Raw genomic sequence first — 18040 nt, 5'->3', positions numbered from 1 at the left:
TTCATCATATTTGTGATCTGACTAGACTCTATGCAGATAACTCTATACAATTCGCCTCGGAGCTGACTGGGTAGTCGCTGCTTTGTTGATGTCCTTCGGGAGACTGACGTTGATGTCCTTCGGGAGACTGACGTTGACGTCCTTCGGGAGACTGACAAAGGGGAGGAAAGTCCGGGCTTCATAGAGCAAGGTGCCAGGTAACGCCTGGGGGGCGCAAGCCTACGACAAGTGCAGCAGAGAGAAGACCGCCGATGGCCCCTATTTTCGAATAGTGGTGCACAGGTAAGGGTGAAAGGGTGTGGTAAGAGCGCACCGGGCGACTAGCAATAGCTCGCAGCAGGGTAAACTCCACCTGAAGCAAGACCAAATAGGCCTCCACATTGCGTTGCTCGCGTAAGGAGGCGGGTAGGTTGCTCGAGCCAGTAAGCGATTACTGGCCTAGACGAATGGCTACCGCCGCGCAAGCGGAACAGAACCCGGCTTATGTGTCGGCTCCACCAATTCGAGACCCATCACTACTGCGGTAGTGATGGGTTTTTTGCATTTTATTGGTACAACTTATGTTATGTCCAATTTACTTAGTACTGAATGACATCTAACGTCAGACTTGGGGTGACGATGGTGTTGGAAATCAGTACACTTAAGATTCGCTTTAAGACTATTGAACGAGAAAGCTATGACCGAAACTTTTCAACACATCTCTGTGCTACTAAATGAATCCATTGATGGCTTAGCCATCAAACCCGATGGTATCTACATTGACGGAACATTTGGCCGAGGTGGTCACAGTCGAGCTGTTCTATCAAAATTGGGTGAAAACGGCAAATTGTATAGCATTGACCGTGATCCTCAGGCAATCACTGAAGCTGGTAAAATACACGACCCACGTTTTACTATTATTCACGGGCCTTTTTCCGGAATGGCTCAATATGCAGAGCAATACGATCTGATTGGTAAGGTTGATGGAGTTTTGCTTGATCTTGGTGTGTCATCCCCCCAATTGGATGATGCGGAGCGTGGCTTCAGTTTTATGAAAGATGGTCCTTTGGACATGCGGATGGATCCAGCCTCCGGTATTCCAGTTTCTCAATGGTTAATGGAAGCAGATTTAGATGATATTACGTGGGTTATTAGGGAATTTGGGGAAGATAAGCATGCACGTCGTATTGCAAAAGCTATCGTAGCCTACCGTGAAAATGAAGAAAATGAGCCAATGGTCAGAACGGGTCAATTAGCAAAGTTGATTTCGGATGCTGCGCCAAAAAGTTTTAAAGAAAAAAAACATCCGGCGACCCGTGCTTTTCAAGCATTCCGTATTTATATTAATAGTGAATTAGAAGAAATCGATACAGCTCTGAAAGGTGCGGCGAGTATTCTTGCTCCAGAAGGTCGTTTGTCTGTCATCAGCTTTCACTCTTTGGAAGATCGTATGGTGAAACGATTTATCCGTAAAGAAAGTAAAGGACCTCAAGTGCCACACGGGCTCCCGATGACGGAAGAGCAAATTCGAGCGTTAGGTAGTCCTAATATGAAAGCTGTGAGTAAAGCAATTAAACCCAGCCAGCAAGAAATTGACATCAACCCTCGCTCTCGTAGCTCTGTATTGAGAATCGCAGAAAAGCTTTAGCCATTATGACAAAACCCACTTCTAACCTTGCTAAATTGATTGCAATGGATTTGATTACCGTTGGACGATGGTCTTTATTGTTAATGATATTAATATTTTCCTCGGCAATGGGCGTAGTATTTGCTACTCATCATGCTCGTCAAGCGATCACAGAAAAAGATCATACATTGGTTGAACGAGAACGCTTAGATAGCGAATGGCGTAACCTCATGCTGGAAGAAACCGCGCTGGCTGAGCACAGCCGAGTTCAAGATTTAGCAAAAAAGGAACTGGAAATGAGACGTCCTGATGGCGATAAAGAAGTGGTTATTACGCTAAAATGATCGGAAAAAAAAACAAGTCTAAACAGAAAAACAGGCGTAAATCAGCAACAGAAGATAAAAAAGTCGTTGCAACTCAGCCTCAAGTAAATAAAGACGTTAAAGTGTCAATGGCAACACCTATAAAACAAGCTGAATCTCAATTGATTCGTTGGCGTCTTCATCTCCTACTATTTTTTGTTTTTTGTGCATTTGCTTTGTTGGTAGGCCGTGTTGCTTACATTCAGATAATTGAACCAGATAATTTGATCAAACAGAGTGATATGCGATCCGTGAGAGTAAAAGCGCTTCAATCTGCTAGAGGTATTATTTCTGATCGTAATGGTGAACCTCTCGCTGTCAGTGTTCCTGTTGAAGCTGTGTGGGCCGATCCCAAGACCATCTTTAAGGAAGGAGCTCTGGAAGAAACCAACCGTTGGTATGCACTTGCCGACGTTTTAGGTTTAGATCGACAAAAATTGATCAATAAGATTAAAAACAACCAAAAACGCCGCTTCATTTATCTCCAGCGTCAAGTTAGCCCTGCGATGGCCAATTATATTCGTGAGCTGAAAATCCCCGGTGTTGGCTTGAAGTCAGAATCGCGTCGTTACTATCCTGCAGGGGAAGTCAGTGCACACCTTGTCGGCGTAACAGGCATTGATGGCCATGGTTTAGAAGGAACAGAGCGCAGTTATGATGAATGGCTAACAGGAGAAGCCGGTAAAAAAGTCATTCGTAAAGATCGCCATGGCCGTGTGGTAGAAAATATTGCTTTGGAAGAGAAGCAAGAAGGGAAACCATTAAAGTTGACGATTGATCAGCGAATTCAGGCTGTTGCTTATCGAGCAATAAAGCAAGCTGTCGCTGATCATCGTGCAACATCTGGGTCGGCTGTTATCTTAGACGTTAAAACTGGTGCTGTTTTGGCAATGGTTAATGCTCCATCCTATAACCCTAATAATCGCAATGATTGGCAAAGTTATAAAATGCGTAACCGCATTATTACAGATTCTTTAGAACCAGGCTCTACCATTAAGCCATTTGTCGTTTTGGCGGCCTTAGAAAATGAAGTCGCGGATAAAGATACGATTATAGATACCGGAAACGGTATTCTACGATTGGGTGGCAGTTTTGTTCGTGATGCACCAAAAGTAGGAAAAGCAAGCCTAACTACGATCTTGAAGAAATCGAGTAATATTGGTGTGACTAAGTTAGCAATGCGCATGCCTGTAGAAGCATTGCTTGGTTTATACAGCTCAGTTGGTTTGGGTGAGTTGTCTGGTTTGAACTTAGTGGGTGAGGTTGTCGGTATATTCCCAAGCCGTTCGCGTTGGTCTCCTATTGAACGGGCAACGATCGCATATGGCTATGGGTTATCCGTGACACCAATCCAATTAGCGCATGCTTACGCTACCTTAGGTAATATGGGGATGTACGAGCCAATCCACATTATCGATAGTCATGATGACAATCGGACTCGACAAATTGCGAATGAAAAGAATGTTCGTCTTGTGCTTGACATGCTTGAAGGAGTTACACAAAAAGGTGGATCTGCCCGTCGTGCTGCGGTTCCAGGGTATAGAGTGGGAGCAAAAACTGGTACAGCTCGAAAGGCAAGTGCTGGTGGTTATAGCGATGAATATATCAACTATACCGCTGGTATTGCTCCAGTTAGTGACCCACGTTTAGCTCTCGTTGTGGTTGTCAACGAACCACAAGGTGATGATTACTATGGAGGCTCGGTTGCATCACCCGTTTTTTCAGAGATTATGAAAGGTGCTCTGCAAATATTGAATGTTGCTCCTGATGAAAATAAATTCCAGTAGTAGGTAAGTAAGAATGTCTATTGGTGAATAAATCAAAAGACTGGGTATATAAGAGAAAAATATGACTAAAGCCATCAGTATGGACGCGTTACTTTCTAGCTGGGTTGATTGTCCTAGTTTAGGGTCTGTTTGCATTTCTGACCTAGAGCTTGATAGCCGAAAAATTCAAGCCGGTACGACCTTTGTGGCTGTGATAGGCCATGTTGTTGATGGCCGGAAATTTATTCCTACCGCAATTGAGCAGGGGGCTAACGCTGTTATTGCTCAATCATGTCAGAGCAAACAGCATGGTTTGATTGAAATGATAGCGGGTGTACCCGTGATTTATCTTGATTGCCTTGATCAGCGTTTATCCCATATTGCTGGCCAGTTGTACCCTTACCCTACGATGGGCTTGATTGGGGTCACGGGAACTAACGGTAAAACGACGATTACTCAGCTCATTGCACAATGGATAGAATTGGTCGACTCAAAAGCGGCGGTAATGGGAACGACAGGTAATGGATTTCTCGATAATTTACAACAGGCGGCGAACACCACTGGTAATGCAGTTGAAATCCAAAAAACATTATCATCGTTGTCTGAACAAAAAGCCGACTACACTGCACTTGAAGTATCCTCCCATGGTCTTATTCAAGGCCGAGTGAAAGCGCTCTCATTCGCTGCTGGTATCTTTACTAACTTGAGCCGTGATCATCTTGATTACCATGGCACGATGGAAGAGTACGCCAATGCTAAATTAACCTTGTTTACTGAACATCAATGTGGTCATGCGGTGATCAATGTCGATGATGTTGTCGGAACGGAATGGGCAAAGCAACTCCCCAATGTTTTGGCAGTGTCACTCAAACCAACAACAGAGTTTTCGCAAAGTGTCTATGCAAACCACATTACTTATGCTGAATCTGGAATTACGATTGAGTTTGATGGCAAGTTTGGTGTAGGAAAATTCCATGCCCCTTTGATTGGTGAGTTCAATGCGGCCAATCTGATGTTGGCACTTACAACCTTACTGAGCTTAGGTTTCAGCAAGCAAGATTTGCTGGCGACGGCCAGTCAATTACAGCCTGTTCTTGGCCGTATGGAGTTGTTCCAAACTGACGAGACTGCAAAAGTCGTGGTGGATTACGCCCATACACCTGATGCGCTAGAGAAAGCATTGCAAGCATTGCGTGTGCATTGCCAAGGAAAGCTTTGGGTTATCTTCGGTTGTGGTGGGGATCGTGATGCAGGAAAGCGGCCTATGATGGCTGAAATTGCGGAGCGTTTGAGTGATAAAATCGTGTTAACTGACGATAATCCTCGTAGCGAAGACCCGAGTCTAATCATGCGAGATATGCAGTCAGGGTTAACTCAACCTGGTTGTGCTGTTGTTCAGCATGACCGTTTTAAAGCCTTGTCTTATGCATTGGAACAGGCTTCACCTCAAGATATTATCTTGCTTGCGGGGAAAGGCCATGAGGATTACCAAATTCTCAACACGGGCACCATTCATTATTCTGACCGCGAGTCAGCCATGACATTATTAGGGATTGGAGCATGATTACAGTAACGCTTTCTCAAATTGCTGATATCACCAGCGGCGAACTGATTGGCAACGATCTCTCGATTCAAGCGGTTTCTACCGATACACGAGCGATCGTAGCGAATGGACTTTTTATCGCTTTAGTTGGGGAGCGCTTCGACGCTCATGACTTTTTCCGACAAGCAATCGAATCCGGTGCTGGTGCTTTATTGGTACAAAAACGCATTGATACCCACGTTCCACAGGTGGTTGTGGCAGATACGAAAGTCGCTTTAGGGCAACTAGCAGCATGGGTTCACAAAGCATGTCAAACTCCCACTGTAGCGATTACGGGTAGTTGTGGTAAGACGACCGTAAAAGAGATGGTCGCCAGCATTCTACAATTAAAAGGCAAAGTATTGTTTACAGCAGGTAACTTTAACAATGATATTGGTGTTCCTTTGACTTTGCTGCGTTCACAACCTGATGATGACTATGCCGTCATTGAATTAGGCGCAAACCACATTGGTGAAATTGCTTATACTACTCAGCTTGTTCAGCCAGATATTGCTTTGGTTAACAATGTTGCCGCCGCTCATTTGGAAGGGTTTGGCTCAATTGATGGTGTTAAACAAGCAAAAGGCGAAATCTACCAAGGTTTGGCTCCCACAGGCGTTGCGATTGTTAATCTTGATAGTCAAGGAAACGATAAGTGGCAGCAGGTATTGGCGGATAAAACGGTAGTAACCTTTTCACAAAACAGCCCTGAGGCCGATTTCTTTGCGTCAAACATTAGCCTAAATGAAGACGGTGAAGCGAGTTTTGACTTACATATTCAGCAACAGTCCCACATCGTACCTTTGTCGTTAGGGATAATTGGCCAACATAATATTACCAATGCCATTGCTGCATCGATTATTGCCTTAAATATGGGGGCTTCAGAGCAGCAAATTCAGCAAGGGTTGAAAAATCTAAACAAGGTTAAAGGGCGTGTTGAAGTTAAAACATTAGCAGATAATATTAAACTTATTGATGACAGCTACAACGCGAGTGTTCCTGCGATGAAAGCAGCGATAGATTTACTAGCAGCATTTCAGGGGCAACGTTGGTTGATTTTAGGAAATATGGCGGAGTTAGGTAAGGAAAGTCTTGCACTTCACCGTCAAGTCGGGGAACATGCAGCTCCACAAAAGTTTGAACATGTTCTCACTTATGGGGAAGATGCAAGGATCATTAGTGAGCTGTGCAACGGTATCCATTTTGAGACACACAAAACAATGATTGATTACATCAAGCAGTATTTAGACCGTACCAGCCCAGAATTGAACACGCTTCTGGTTAAAGGAGCGAACGGTGCACGTATGTTTGAAGTTGCGACTGCTTTGAAGGAGTATTATTGATGATTATTTGGCTTGCCGAGCTGCTACAGCCATATTTTTCTTTTTTTCGTTTGTTTGAATACCTCTCTTTTCGAGCAATTTTAAGTGTTTTAACTGCACTTGGCCTTTCTTTGTGGATGGGGCCTATCATGATCCGACGTTTACAAATGTTGCAAATTGGTCAGGTCGTGCGTAATGAAGGTCCTGAGTCACATTTCAGTAAGCGTGGTACCCCAACAATGGGGGGCATCATGATTGTTGCTGCGATTTCGATCACTATCCTATTGTGGGCCAACTTGTCCAACCCTTATGTTTGGGCAGTTTTAGCGGTTTTGTTAGGCTACGCTGCGGTTGGTTTTGTGGATGATTATCGTAAAGTGGTGCGCAAAAATACCGATGGTTTGGTGGCTCGCTGGAAGTACTTTTGGCAGTCGATGATCGCACTGGTTGTGGCGTTTGCTCTTTATGCTTATGGTAAAGATACCGCTGCAACCCAGCTCGTGGTGCCGTTTTTTAAAGATATCATGCCCCAACTTGGTTTGATGTATATATTACTGACTTACTTTGTGATTGTTGGTACCAGTAATGCAGTGAACTTGACCGATGGCCTTGATGGTTTGGCTATTATGCCGACGGTACTTGTTGCGGCAGGCTTTGCTGTTATCTCATGGGCCACGGGTAATGTTAACTTCTCTGAGTATTTACACATTCCATATTTACCACATGCTTCTGAACTTGTGGTGGTTTGTACCGCGATTGTGGGAGCTGGCCTTGGCTTCTTATGGTTCAATACCTATCCAGCTCAAGTTTTTATGGGGGATGTCGGTTCACTGGCGCTTGGTGGGGCATTAGGCGTGATTGCCGTTTTGGTTCGTCAAGAATTAGTACTTGTTATCATGGGAGGGGTATTTGTTATGGAAACTTTATCCGTGATACTCCAAGTAGGTTCGTATAAATTGCGTGGCCAACGTATTTTCCGCATGGCTCCTATACATCATCACTATGAACTTAAAGGATGGCCGGAGCCACGAGTTATTGTGCGTTTTTGGATTATTTCCATGGTTCTGGTTTTGATCGGGCTTGCGACTCTAAAAGTACGTTAACATCCAATAGCAGCATAACCAATGGTGTCTTAAAGCAATGAAATCTTGGCAAAATATTCATCAGGTTGTCGTCGTAGGGCTCGGTATTACCGGGCTTTCTGTCGTTAAACATCTCACCAAAAGTCAACCAAACATCCATGTTAATGTTATCGATACAAGAGCTCATCCTCCGGGTAGCGAGGCATTGCCTGAGCATATTGCCCTTCATTGCGGTGGCTGGAATGAATCATGGCTGCAACAAGCGGATTTAGTGGTGATAAACCCGGGTGTTTCTCTTGCAACTCCTGAAATACAGGCGGTGATCGCTAAAGGCACACCTGTTGTAGGGGACATTGAGCTGTTTGCTTGGGCCGTGCAAAAGCCCGTTATTGCCATTACTGGCTCCAATGGTAAAAGTACCGTGACCGATTTAACGGGTGTAATGGCAAAAGCAGCAGGTTTAAAGGTTGCGGTAGGTGGCAATATTGGTGTGCCAGTACTGGATTTGTTGGATCAAGAGGCTGACTTGTACGTATTAGAGCTGTCGAGTTTTCAATTGGAAACGACGTCAAGCCTAAAACTAAAAGCTGCGGCTTTCCTTAATCTTTCTGAAGATCATATGGATCGTTATCAAGGTATGACGGACTACCGTCAGGCTAAGTTACGCATCTTTGATAACGCAACATTAGCTGTTGTTAATCGCGACGATCGAGAAACTTTCCCTGAGCGAGACTTACCCATTGTTTCATTTGGTTACGATAACCAAGAGTTTGGACTTGAGTTAGATGGTGAGCGGACTTGGTTACTTGATCACGGTAAACGGATCATTGCCAGTGATGAGCTTCAGTTGGTGGGAAGACATAACCTTGCCAATGCCTTAGTGGTTTTTGCCTTACTGCAAGCGGTCGACATTGATTATACCAAAGCCCTCGATGCACTCAGGAAGTATTCTGGTTTGACCCATCGATGCCAGATGGTGAGTGACAAAAATGGAGTGAAATGGGTCAATGATTCCAAAGCGACTAATGTAGCCAGTACTATCGCAGCGTTGTCCGGTTTGCAATCGAGCGGCCGTTTGTTCCTCATTGTTGGAGGAATAGATAAAGGTGCGGATGTGTCCCCCCTTGGTCCTGTTTTCGCACACTTAAATTTGCAGTTGTGTTGCTTTGGCGTTGATGGCGACAGTTTTATGCCATTGCACTCTTCAGCTCGTCGTTTTGACACTCTGGAAGAAGTGGTCAAATGGATTTCAGAGCAAACGGTATCAGATGATATGGTTATGTTGTCTCCCGCTTGTTCAAGCTTTGATCAGTTTGATAATTTTATGGCAAGAGGAGACGCTTTTGCGACACTTGCTGAGAAGTATGCGTAAATAAGGGTGATGATGTTGTGGGGTTAGTTCACGTTAAACGTAGCATTGGTCTATGGTTTAAGCAGCCAGCACCAACGGTCCTTTTTGATCGACAGCTCGTATGGATTGCTTTTGGTTTGATGTTAACCGGCTTGGTGATGGTAACCTCGGCCTCTTTCCCGATCAGCTCGAGACTGACCGAACAACCATTCCATTTTATGTTTCGTCATGCCTCGTTTTTATTCCTTGCAATCATCGTATCTACGATTGTAGTTCAAGTGCCATTACAGCAGTGGTTTAAAAAAAGCCCTTACTTATTATGGCTCTCTTTTGGTTTGTTGATCGTTGTTCTGCTGGCAGGTAAATCCGTTAACGGTGCCTCTCGCTGGATTCCTCTCGGTTTATTTAATTTACAGCCAGCGGAAATTGCAAAGCTTTCATTATTCGTGTTTATGTCCAGTTACTTGGTGCGTAAACAAGACGAGGTCAGACAAACCTTTTTTGGCGGATTTATGAAGCCAATTATGGTATTTGCTTTTTTTGCATTGTTGCTGCTCGGCCAGCCTGATTTAGGGACTGTCGTTGTGATGCTGGTGACTCTGTTTGGTATGTTATTTATCGCGGGTGCTAAGCTTACTCAGTTTTTGGCCCTAATGTGTGCCGGGATTGCTGCAGTGATTGGCTTGATTTTAGTTGAGCCTTACCGCATACGGCGCGTAACCTCTTTTCTTGACCCTTGGGAAGACCCTTTCGGCAGTGGTTATCAATTGACACAATCTCTTATGGCATTTGGCCGAGGCGAATGGTTCGGGCAAGGGCTGGGGAATTCGATTCAAAAACTGGAATACCTACCTGAAGCACATACTGACTTCGTGTTTGCTGTGTTAGCCGAAGAATTAGGGTTTGTGGGGGTTGTGCTTGTCCTATTGCTGATCTTCAGTTTAGTTCTTAAAGCGATTTATATCGGTAAGCGAGCTTTCGAACAACATGAAAAATTCGGCGGTTATCTTGCTTTTGGAATAGGGATTTGGTTCGCATTTCAAACATTGGTCAACGTAGGTGCTGCGGCAGGTATGGTACCAACAAAAGGCCTTACCTTACCCTTGATCAGCTACGGTGGTTCGAGTCTTATTATTATGTCTGTGGCAGTGTCTATTTTGCTGCGAATTGATCACGAATGCCGTCTAAAACGGTTTCAGGAACAGCTAGAACAAAAAGATCATGAAGAAAAATAAACGTTTAATGGTGATGGCTGGTGGAACTGGTGGTCACGTATTTCCAGGGCTGGCGGTTGCCAAGCAGTTACAAGAGCAAGGCTGGGAAATCCGTTGGTTAGGCACAGCGGATAGAATGGAAGCAAACTTGGTGCCCAAGTATGGTATTGATATCGATTTCATCAAAGTGAAAGGTCTTCGAGGTCAAGGAATCAAGCGCTTAATAGCGGCTCCAGCACAAATAGTGAATGCGATTTTCCAAGCGCGTGCTCACATCAAACGTTGGCAACCCGATGCTGTGCTGGGAATGGGTGGCTATGTGAGTGGCCCTGGCGGTATTGCTGCATGGCTCAGTGGTATCCCTGTTGTACTGCATGAGCAAAATGCAGTAGCGGGGCTTACCAATCAGTGGCTAGCGAAGATCGCAAAAAAGGTTTTCCAAGCCTTTCCTGGTGCTTTTCCTAATGCTGAAGTGGTCGGCAACCCTGTACGTCAAGATGTCGTTACATTGGAAGAGCCGAAGTGCCGGATGCACGAAAGGAACGGACCGATTCGAATTCTGGTTATGGGGGGCAGTCAAGGGGCGAGAATCCTTAACCAAACCTTGCCGAAAGTGATGGCTACTCTGGGCTCTGACTATTGTATTCGTCATCAAGCAGGCAAAGGTGCAGCTGAAGACGTGCAAGCTGCTTACCAAACTTGTGGTGTTATCGATGCACAAGTTACCGAATTTATTGACGATGTCGCACATGCATATGCTTGGGCTGATCTTGTCGTTTGTCGTTCAGGTGCTTTAACGGTATCTGAAATCTCAGCAGCAGGCTTAGGCGCAATTTTTGTCCCTTTTATGCACAAAGATCGTCAACAAGCCTTGAATGCCGATCATCTTGTTGAGTGTGGTGCTGCCAAGATGATAGAACAACCGGATTTAACCGTTGAGTCTTTGACTCAGCAGATCCAACAACTGGATCGTAACGCACTGTTATCTATGGCGGAATGTGCGCGTCAAGCAGCAAAACTGAATGCTGACGAAAAAGTAGCACAAGCCATTATTGCTTTAACAGCACAGCGTTAACAAATTATTGAGAATAGAGTAATGACTATCCAACATACACAAGATTTGGCTCAGATTCGAGCAATGGTCCCTGAAATGCGCCGCGTGAAATCGATTCACTTTATTGGAATCGGTGGTGCTGGAATGAGTGGCATTGCGGAAGTACTTTTAAATGAAGGCTATCAAATTACTGGTTCTGATCTCGCTGAAAACCCGACTACTGAACGTTTAGTGTCAAAAGGGGCGACGGTTTACATCGGCCATCAAACCAGCAATGTTGCGAAGGCCAGCGTTGTTGTTGTATCAACGGCGATTAATGAAGAAAACCCAGAAGTCATGGCTGCAAGAGAGATGCGCATTCCTATTGTTCGTCGCGCTGAAATGCTCGCTGAATTAATGCGTTTTCGTCATGGTATTGCTGTCGCAGGTACTCATGGAAAAACGACTACGACGGCTTTGGTTACGCAAATTTATTCAGAGGCCGGCCTTGACCCAACCTTTGTAAATGGTGGTTTGGTGAAAAGCGCGGGTACGAATGCCCGTTTAGGCTCTAGTCGTATTTTGATTGCTGAAGCCGACGAAAGTGACGCTTCATTCTTACACTTGCAACCAATGGTGAGCATCGTAACGAATATTGAAGCGGATCATATGGATACTTACGGTGGTGATTTTGAAACCCTGAAGCAAACTTTCATTGATTTCCTTCACAACCTACCATTTTACGGCCAAGCGATTGTATGTATTGATGATCCTGTTATTCGCGAGTTGATTCCCCGAATCAGTCGTCAGGTGATCACCTATGGTTTTTCAGAAGATGCGGATGTACAAATTAAAAACTACCGCCAAGAAGGTCAACAAGGTAAGTTTACCGTGGTTCGTCAAGGCTGTGCGGATCTCAATATCACCCTAAATATCCCCGGTCGCCATAATGCTCTTAATGCTTCTGCGGCGATTGCGGTAGCAACGGAAGATGATATCAGTGATGAGGCGATTTTAGCGGCGATGGCTGGAACGGAAGGCACTGGGCGTAGATTTGATCATCTTGGTGAGTTTGATACTGGTAATGGCCACGCAATGTTGGTAGATGATTATGGCCACCACCCAACAGAAGTTGGTGTTACGATTGATGCAGCAAGAAGTGGTTGGCAAGATAAACGTCTAGTGATGATATTTCAGCCACATCGCTACAGCCGAACTCGAGACCTCTACGATGATTTCGCTAATGTCTTACAACAGGTTGATGTCTTAATTATGTTGGATGTTTATGCTGCAGGGGAAAAACCTATTTCTGGTGCTGATGGACGTGCATTATGCCGTACGATTCGCAGTCGCGGTCAAGTTGATCCAATTTTTGTGCCCAAAATTGAGCAATTACCTTTAATTTTAGCTAACGTTATTAAAGATGGTGACTTGATTTTAACGCAAGGTGCTGGTGATATTGGTAAAGTTGCAAAGAAACTTGCTGCATTTAAGTTGAGTATTGAAAGCATGCGTGCTAATCAGTAAGTAAATGATCAACCAAGAAAACAATATGAAAAGTGACAGCAATTTAGATTTACGTAGATTACGTTGCGATTTATTGTTATGAATAATTGCTAGTTTTAAACAGCTCAGTATAATTTGAAGGTTAAGATCAATGCTCTTTCTGGTGGACCCTACCAGGGGTGAAAAGTACAGAACAAAGATCAGGAAGCGAAGCATTGTTGAATTTGGCATTGAATGAAGAGCAACAAAATATTGAACAACGCTTTAGTCGACAAGAAAAAGTTCTAGGCACGGTATTTTTCTGCGTAGTCGTTAGTTTAATCAGCTCTGCGCTGTTTTTCGCCATCGGCTGGATGTTGGATGATCAAAGATTACCACTGTCCAAAATCGTTCTTCAGGGAAATCTGGAGTATGTCACTGCTGATGATGTACAAACAGCATTAGGTAAAATAGATCATATCGGTACTTTTATGTCACAAGATATAGATGTATTGCAGCAAAATGTTGAGGCTATTCCTTGGGTTGCTCATGCTGCAATCCGAAAGCAATGGCCAGAAACGATAAAAGTCTTTTTGACAGAGCATACACCTGTTGCGATTTGGAATGGGCAAGAATTACTCGATGAAAATGGTTTTGCTTTTGGTGGTGACATTGGGCTGTTAAAACAAGAAAGCGTTAAGCTATATGGTCCACATCAAACTGAAATAGAGGTGTTACGTACTTATCGTGAGTTTCATCCCAGATTTCAAAAGCTAGGGCTGTCGATATCGTCTCTTTTATTGAATGAGCGACGTGCTTGGCAAATTATCCTTGATAATGGAATTCGACTAGAGCTTGGTAAAGAATCTCTGAATGAGCGAATAGAGCGATTTTTCTTGCTCTACAATAAGCTTGGCAGTGATACTCAAAGAATCAGTTATATCGATCTTCGATATGACACAGGAGCTGCGGTTGGTTGGTTCCCTGAACATGAGTTAAAACAAGAGAGTACAAATGACTAAGTCTGCGGATGACAACATTATTGTTGGTCTTGATATAGGCACTGCAACCATATCCGCTTTGGTGGGTGAGGTTCTACCTGACGGCCAAATTAATATTATTGGTTCAGGCAGTAGCCCTTCACGTGGCATGGATAAAGGCGGCGTGAATGACTTGGAATCAGTTGTTAAATCAGTACAACGTGCAATTGATCAAGCTGAGTTGATGGCTGAATGTCAGATCAGTCGAGTCTTTATTTCGTTGTCTGGTAAGCACATCGCGAGCAGAATTGAAAAAGGAATGGGCACGATTTCCGATGAAGAAGTGTCTCAAGAGGATATGGATCGTGCTATCCATACTGCAAAGTCGATAAAAATTGGCGATGAACAGCGTATCCTCCATGTTATTCCACAAGAGTTTACGATTGATTACCAAGAAGGGATTAAAAATCCACTTGGTTTATCAGGGGTGAGAATGGAAGTCAGCGTCCATTTGATCTCATGCCATAACGATATGGCAAGAAATATAATTAAAGCAGTAGAGCGCTGTGGCCTTAAAGTTGAACAGCTAGTTTTTTCCGGGCTAGCTGCAAGTAATGCTGTTATCACTGAGGATGAAAGGGAACTCGGTGTATGTGTGGTTGATATTGGTGCTGGAACGATGGATGTCTCTATTTGGACCGGAGGAGCTTTAAGGCACACAGAGGTATTTTCTTATGCAGGAAATGCAGTAACAAGTGATATTGCTTTTGCTTTTGGCACGCCAGTGAGCGATGCTGAAGAAATAAAAGTTAAATATGGTTGCGCTTTGAGCGAGCTAGTGAGTAAAGATGATACGGTGAATGTTCCAAGTGTTGGTGGACGACCTTCACGGAGCTTACAACGTCAGACTCTTTCAGAGGTGATTGAACCTCGATATTCTGAATTAATAGGTTTGGTTAACCAAACTATAGATTCAGTACAAACGAAGCTACGTGAAGAAGGCATCAAGCATCATCTCGCTGCTGGTGTTGTTTTAACTGGCGGTGCTGCGCAAATCGAAGGCGTGGTAGAATGTGCAGAACGCGTATTTCGCAACCAAGTCAGAGTTGGTAAACCACTTGAAGTGAGCGGTTTAACTGACTATGTAAAGGAGCCGTACCATTCGACGGCAGTTGGATTATTACATTATGCAAGAGACATGCAGTCAAGTGATGATAGCGATTATAATGAACCTAAGCGTTCATCAGTTACTGGTTTGTTTGGTCGATTGCGTAATTGGATACAAAAAGAGTTTTAGCCTGAGTTGCAGGGTAAACGGAGATAACACATGTTTGAACCGATGATGGAAATGTCTGACGATGCGGTAATCAAAGTCGTTGGAGTTGGTGGTGGCGGTGGTAACGCTGTTGAACACATGGTACGTGAGTCCATTGAAGGTGTGGAATTCATTAGTGTAAATACTGATGCACAAGCACTTCGCAAGACAAGCGTTGGGAACGTCATTCAGATTGGTGGTGATATCACCAAGGGTCTTGGTGCGGGAGCAAACCCACAAGTTGGTCGAGAAGCTGCTCTCGAAGATCGAGATAGACTTAAAGATTCTCTAACTGGTGCCGATATGGTATTTATCGCAGCAGGTATGGGCGGTGGTACTGGTACTGGTGCAGCTCCTGTTATCGCTGAAGTTGCGAAAGAGCTAGGCATTCTAACAGTAGCGGTCGTTACGAAACCGTTTAGCTTTGAAGGTAAGAAGCGTTTGGCATTTGCTGAACAAGGAATTGATGAGCTATCTAAGCACGTTGACTCTTTGATTACGATTCCAAATGAAAAACTACTCAAAGTCCTGGGCCGTGGTGTCACATTACTCGAAGCTTTTGCGAGTGCAAATGATGTTTTGAAAAATGCTGTGCAGGGAATCGCAGAATTGATTACCCGTCCTGGTATGATTAATGTCGACTTTGCCGATGTTCGAACGGTGATGTCTGAAATGGGTCATGCAATGATGGGTAGTGGAATCGCAAAAGGCGAAGATCGTGCTGAGGAAGCTGCAGAAATGGCAATTTCTAGTCCTCTTCTTGAAGATATCGATCTTGCCGGTGCTCGCGGTGTACTTGTTAACATTACTGCAGGTCTAGATATGCGTCTTGATGAGTTTGAGACGGTTGGTAATACCGTGAAAGCTTTCGCATCTGACAATGCAACAGTTGTGATCGGAACATCACTTGACCCAGATATGACAGACGAGATTCGTGTCACTGTCGTTGCTACAGGTATTGGTAACGAGAAAAAACCAGATATTACACTAGTTGCGGGTGGCAAAGCTAAAGCTGCAGCACCGCAAACGGCTCAAGTGTCACAACAAACAGCAGCACCACAAGTTGAAGAGAAACCGGCACAAGTCTTGCAGCAAAATACAATGCAAGAGAAGCCCCAGGTAACTCCGCAAGCGAATAATAGTAATGCATCTTCGGCACAAGGCTCAGCGGCCCCGAAGCAAGAAAAAGAAAATGGATACTTAGATATTCCTGCATTTCTACGTCGTCAAGCTGATTGATGTTTGACCATTTATTTGACATAGCTCAAAATAATGGTATCATTCACGGTCGGTGTTACAGGCGGCCGTGTTTTATAGCCATTGTTAGAGAGGCAAGCAGATGATCAGACAACGTACTCTGAAAGAAATAGTGAAAACAACTGGTGTGGGTCTTCACTCTGGTCGTAAAGTCACGCTTACTCTGCGCCCAGCTGCGGCAAATACAGGTATAGTCTATCGTCGTACAGACGTTAACCCTCCTGTAGATTTTCCTGCTGATCCAGCGTCTGTTCGTGACACTATGCTGTGTACTGCATTAGTTAACGACGAAGGCATACGTATTTCAACGGTTGAACATCTTAACGCAGCCCTTGCGGGCATGGGTATTGATAACATCATTGTTGAAGTCGATGCACCGGAAATTCCAATTATGGACGGTAGCGCTAGTCCTTTTGTCTACCTACTACAACAAGCTGGCATTGAAACTCAGAATGTTCCTAAGCGATTCATTCGTATCAAAAAGCCAGTTCGTTTTGAAGATGGTGATAAATGGGCTGAATTTGTTCCATTTAATGGATTTCGTATCGACTTTGAAATTGATTTTAATCACCCTGCGATCGAGTCAGATGAGCAACGCCTTATGTTCGATTTCTCTTCTCAAGGGTTTGTTCGCGAGATTTCTCGTGCGCGTACATTCGGCTTTATGCGTGACATAGAATACCAACAGTCTCAAAACAGGATTCTTGGTGGAAGCTTTGATAACGCAATTGTTCTCGATGACTACCGCATACTAAATGAAGAAGGTCTGCGATTTGATAATGAGTTTGTGACACACAAAATACTAGATGCTATTGGCGATCTTTACATGTGTGGTCATGCTATTATTGGTGAATTCCGTGCGTATAAGTCAGGCCATGGTTTGAACAATCAGCTCCTACGTGCTGTTCTTGCAGATCAAGAAGCATGGGAATGGACAACGTTTGAAGAAGAAGTTAGCTCTCCAGTTGCTTTTGCAGACCCAAATATAGTTCTTGCATAATCTTCCAACTTCGCTTTATTAAAAAAGCCAAGCATTCAGCTTGGCTTTTTTAGTTGTTTTTTTCTGTCATTTCTGCCAGCCGTTTTAATCGTTCTTGTATTTTAGGTGGAGCCATATCGGCGATAATTAACAAAGAGTCTGCTGCTGCTTGGCTAAGAGGTGGACGTTTTGGCTTTGGCTTAGCATCATCGTTTCGATATAAAGAAGGGTTAATTCTAACATCAATACTAATTAGTTTGGCATAACCTTGCGTTCGAAGTTTATTGAGGATCATAAGTCGATCGTAGTTGATCTTCATTTTAATCGCAGCGCTGGAGACATCAATCAAAAGCTGCCCATGGCGAATATTGGCTGCCCGGCAATGATCTGCTGTTCCGTTAGGTAGTATGGTTTTTAGCACTTGATTTATTTGTAAAATCTCCTCAGCATGCTGTTGAATCTGTTTAAATTGAGATTCAGCTATAAGAGCGTCGGTCAAGGTAGGACGGTGATCACGCATAGGCCAGTATTGTTAAGTAGTATCTTACTATTCTAGTGCAGGCTAAAGGTTAGGTATAGATAAGATTTTTGTTTTTGTTGAATGTGCGCTATTTGCACGCTTTAGTGAATAAGAAATAAACTTACATAAATGGAGTCTATCTTTTAAAAAATACTAACTTTATCTTGTCAAGCTTGTGTAATAATA

Annotated in this window: 15 protein-coding genes and 1 other RNA gene; 15 read left to right on the top strand and 1 reads right to left on the bottom strand. The window is 43.9% G+C overall.

The genetic code is table 11. The annotated features are described in order from the left end of the window. Window positions 1-58 precede the first annotated feature (58 nt). The 15 genes from rnpB to lpxC all read left to right on the top strand — a co-directional run bounded on the left by rnpB (window position 59) and on the right by lpxC (window position 17355). Window positions 59-500: RNase P RNA component class A (gene rnpB / locus VSA01S_RS01700), an RNA gene on the top strand. Between the two features lie 176 nt (window positions 501-676). After that, a complete protein-coding gene (rsmH, locus tag VSA01S_RS01695; RefSeq protein WP_039978844.1) occupies window positions 677-1627 on the top strand; it encodes a 16S rRNA (cytosine(1402)-N(4))-methyltransferase RsmH in 951 nt (316 codons plus the stop codon). 5 nt (window positions 1628-1632) lie between these two features. Continuing rightward, entirely contained in the window at window positions 1633-1950 is a 318-nt protein-coding gene (ftsL, locus tag VSA01S_RS01690) for a cell division protein FtsL (RefSeq protein WP_039978845.1), read from the top strand. Then, the gene (locus VSA01S_RS01685; RefSeq protein WP_102857589.1) at window positions 1947-3755 is read left to right on the top strand and encodes a penicillin-binding transpeptidase domain-containing protein; all 1809 of its coding nucleotides are present in this window, start codon (window positions 1947-1949) and stop codon (window positions 3753-3755) included. Before ftsL ends, VSA01S_RS01685 begins: the two co-directional genes overlap by 4 nt. Window positions 3756-3816: 61 nt before the next feature. Next, on the top strand, window positions 3817-5298 hold the full coding sequence (murE, locus tag VSA01S_RS01680) for a UDP-N-acetylmuramoyl-L-alanyl-D-glutamate--2,6-diaminopimelate ligase (RefSeq protein WP_039978846.1): 1482 nt from the start codon (window positions 3817-3819) through the stop codon (window positions 5296-5298). Next, a complete protein-coding gene (locus VSA01S_RS01675; protein WP_039978847.1) occupies window positions 5295-6659 on the top strand; it encodes a UDP-N-acetylmuramoyl-tripeptide--D-alanyl-D-alanine ligase in 1365 nt (454 codons plus the stop codon). The genes murE and VSA01S_RS01675 overlap by 4 nt, the downstream gene beginning before the upstream one ends. Beyond that, window positions 6659-7741, top strand: a complete 1083-nt coding sequence (gene mraY, locus VSA01S_RS01670; RefSeq protein ID WP_021709890.1) for a phospho-N-acetylmuramoyl-pentapeptide-transferase — start codon at window positions 6659-6661, stop codon at window positions 7739-7741. The genes VSA01S_RS01675 and mraY overlap by 1 nt, the downstream gene beginning before the upstream one ends. Before the next feature lie 37 nt (window positions 7742-7778). Then, window positions 7779-9092 carry a UDP-N-acetylmuramoyl-L-alanine--D-glutamate ligase gene (murD, locus tag VSA01S_RS01665; RefSeq protein WP_039978849.1) on the top strand — a complete coding sequence of 438 codons (1314 nt, stop codon included), beginning with the start codon at window positions 7779-7781 and terminating at the stop codon, window positions 9090-9092. A gap of 17 nt (window positions 9093-9109) precedes the next feature. Continuing rightward, on the top strand, window positions 9110-10306 hold the full coding sequence (gene ftsW / locus VSA01S_RS01660) for a cell division protein FtsW (protein ID WP_050567250.1): 1197 nt from the start codon (window positions 9110-9112) through the stop codon (window positions 10304-10306). Next, complete coding sequence (gene murG / locus VSA01S_RS01655) at window positions 10293-11360, top strand: undecaprenyldiphospho-muramoylpentapeptide beta-N-acetylglucosaminyltransferase (protein ID WP_039978850.1); 1068 nt, start codon at window positions 10293-10295, stop codon at window positions 11358-11360. Before ftsW ends, murG begins: the two co-directional genes overlap by 14 nt. 21 nt (window positions 11361-11381) lie before the next feature. Further along, on the top strand, window positions 11382-12845 hold the full coding sequence (gene murC / locus VSA01S_RS01650; protein WP_039978851.1) for a UDP-N-acetylmuramate--L-alanine ligase: 1464 nt from the start codon (window positions 11382-11384) through the stop codon (window positions 12843-12845). A gap of 194 nt (window positions 12846-13039) precedes the next feature. Next, window positions 13040-13825 carry a cell division protein FtsQ/DivIB gene (locus tag VSA01S_RS01645; RefSeq protein ID WP_039978853.1) on the top strand — a complete coding sequence of 262 codons (786 nt, stop codon included), beginning with the start codon at window positions 13040-13042 and terminating at the stop codon, window positions 13823-13825. Beyond that, window positions 13818-15080 carry a cell division protein FtsA gene (ftsA, locus tag VSA01S_RS01640; protein WP_039978855.1) on the top strand — a complete coding sequence of 421 codons (1263 nt, stop codon included), beginning with the start codon at window positions 13818-13820 and terminating at the stop codon, window positions 15078-15080. The genes VSA01S_RS01645 and ftsA overlap by 8 nt, the downstream gene beginning before the upstream one ends. A 30-nt stretch (window positions 15081-15110) precedes the next feature. Further along, window positions 15111-16337, top strand: a complete 1227-nt coding sequence (gene ftsZ, locus VSA01S_RS01635; protein WP_039978857.1) for a cell division protein FtsZ — start codon at window positions 15111-15113, stop codon at window positions 16335-16337. A gap of 100 nt (window positions 16338-16437) precedes the next feature. Continuing rightward, window positions 16438-17355 (top strand): UDP-3-O-acyl-N-acetylglucosamine deacetylase, encoded by a 918-nt coding sequence (lpxC, locus tag VSA01S_RS01630; RefSeq protein ID WP_039978859.1) that lies wholly within the window; start codon window positions 16438-16440, stop codon window positions 17353-17355. Window positions 17356-17404: 49 nt separating this feature from the next. On the opposite strand, the gene VSA01S_RS01625 is transcribed toward lpxC, so the two are convergent. Next, window positions 17405-17854 (bottom strand): DUF721 domain-containing protein, encoded by a 450-nt coding sequence (locus tag VSA01S_RS01625; RefSeq protein WP_039978861.1) that lies wholly within the window; start codon window positions 17852-17854, stop codon window positions 17405-17407. Between the last annotated feature and the right edge of the window lie 186 nt (window positions 17855-18040).

Source organism: Vibrio sagamiensis NBRC 104589 (assembly GCF_007990935.1).
Classification (GTDB): Bacteria; Pseudomonadota; Gammaproteobacteria; order Enterobacterales; family Vibrionaceae; genus Vibrio; species Vibrio sagamiensis.
This window is presented reverse-complemented; position numbering and strand designations above follow the sequence as displayed.

Coding starts and splice junctions, on each gene's coding strand:
- rsmH (WP_039978844.1), top strand. CDS start 677: ATGACCGAAACTTTTCAACACATCTCTGTGCTACTAAATGAATCCATT.
- ftsL (WP_039978845.1), top strand. CDS start 1,633: ATGACAAAACCCACTTCTAACCTTGCTAAATTGATTGCAATGGATTTG.
- VSA01S_RS01685 (WP_102857589.1), top strand. CDS start 1,947: ATGATCGGAAAAAAAAACAAGTCTAAACAGAAAAACAGGCGTAAATCA.
- murE (WP_039978846.1), top strand. CDS start 3,817: ATGACTAAAGCCATCAGTATGGACGCGTTACTTTCTAGCTGGGTTGAT.
- VSA01S_RS01675 (WP_039978847.1), top strand. CDS start 5,295: ATGATTACAGTAACGCTTTCTCAAATTGCTGATATCACCAGCGGCGAA.
- mraY (WP_021709890.1), top strand. CDS start 6,659: ATGATTATTTGGCTTGCCGAGCTGCTACAGCCATATTTTTCTTTTTTT.
- murD (WP_039978849.1), top strand. CDS start 7,779: ATGAAATCTTGGCAAAATATTCATCAGGTTGTCGTCGTAGGGCTCGGT.
- murG (WP_039978850.1), top strand. CDS start 10,293: ATGAAGAAAAATAAACGTTTAATGGTGATGGCTGGTGGAACTGGTGGT.
- murC (WP_039978851.1), top strand. CDS start 11,382: ATGACTATCCAACATACACAAGATTTGGCTCAGATTCGAGCAATGGTC.
- ftsA (WP_039978855.1), top strand. CDS start 13,818: ATGACTAAGTCTGCGGATGACAACATTATTGTTGGTCTTGATATAGGC.
- ftsZ (WP_039978857.1), top strand. CDS start 15,111: ATGTTTGAACCGATGATGGAAATGTCTGACGATGCGGTAATCAAAGTC.
- lpxC (WP_039978859.1), top strand. CDS start 16,438: ATGATCAGACAACGTACTCTGAAAGAAATAGTGAAAACAACTGGTGTG.
- VSA01S_RS01625 (WP_039978861.1), bottom strand. CDS start 17,854: ATGCGTGATCACCGTCCTACCTTGACCGACGCTCTTATAGCTGAATCT.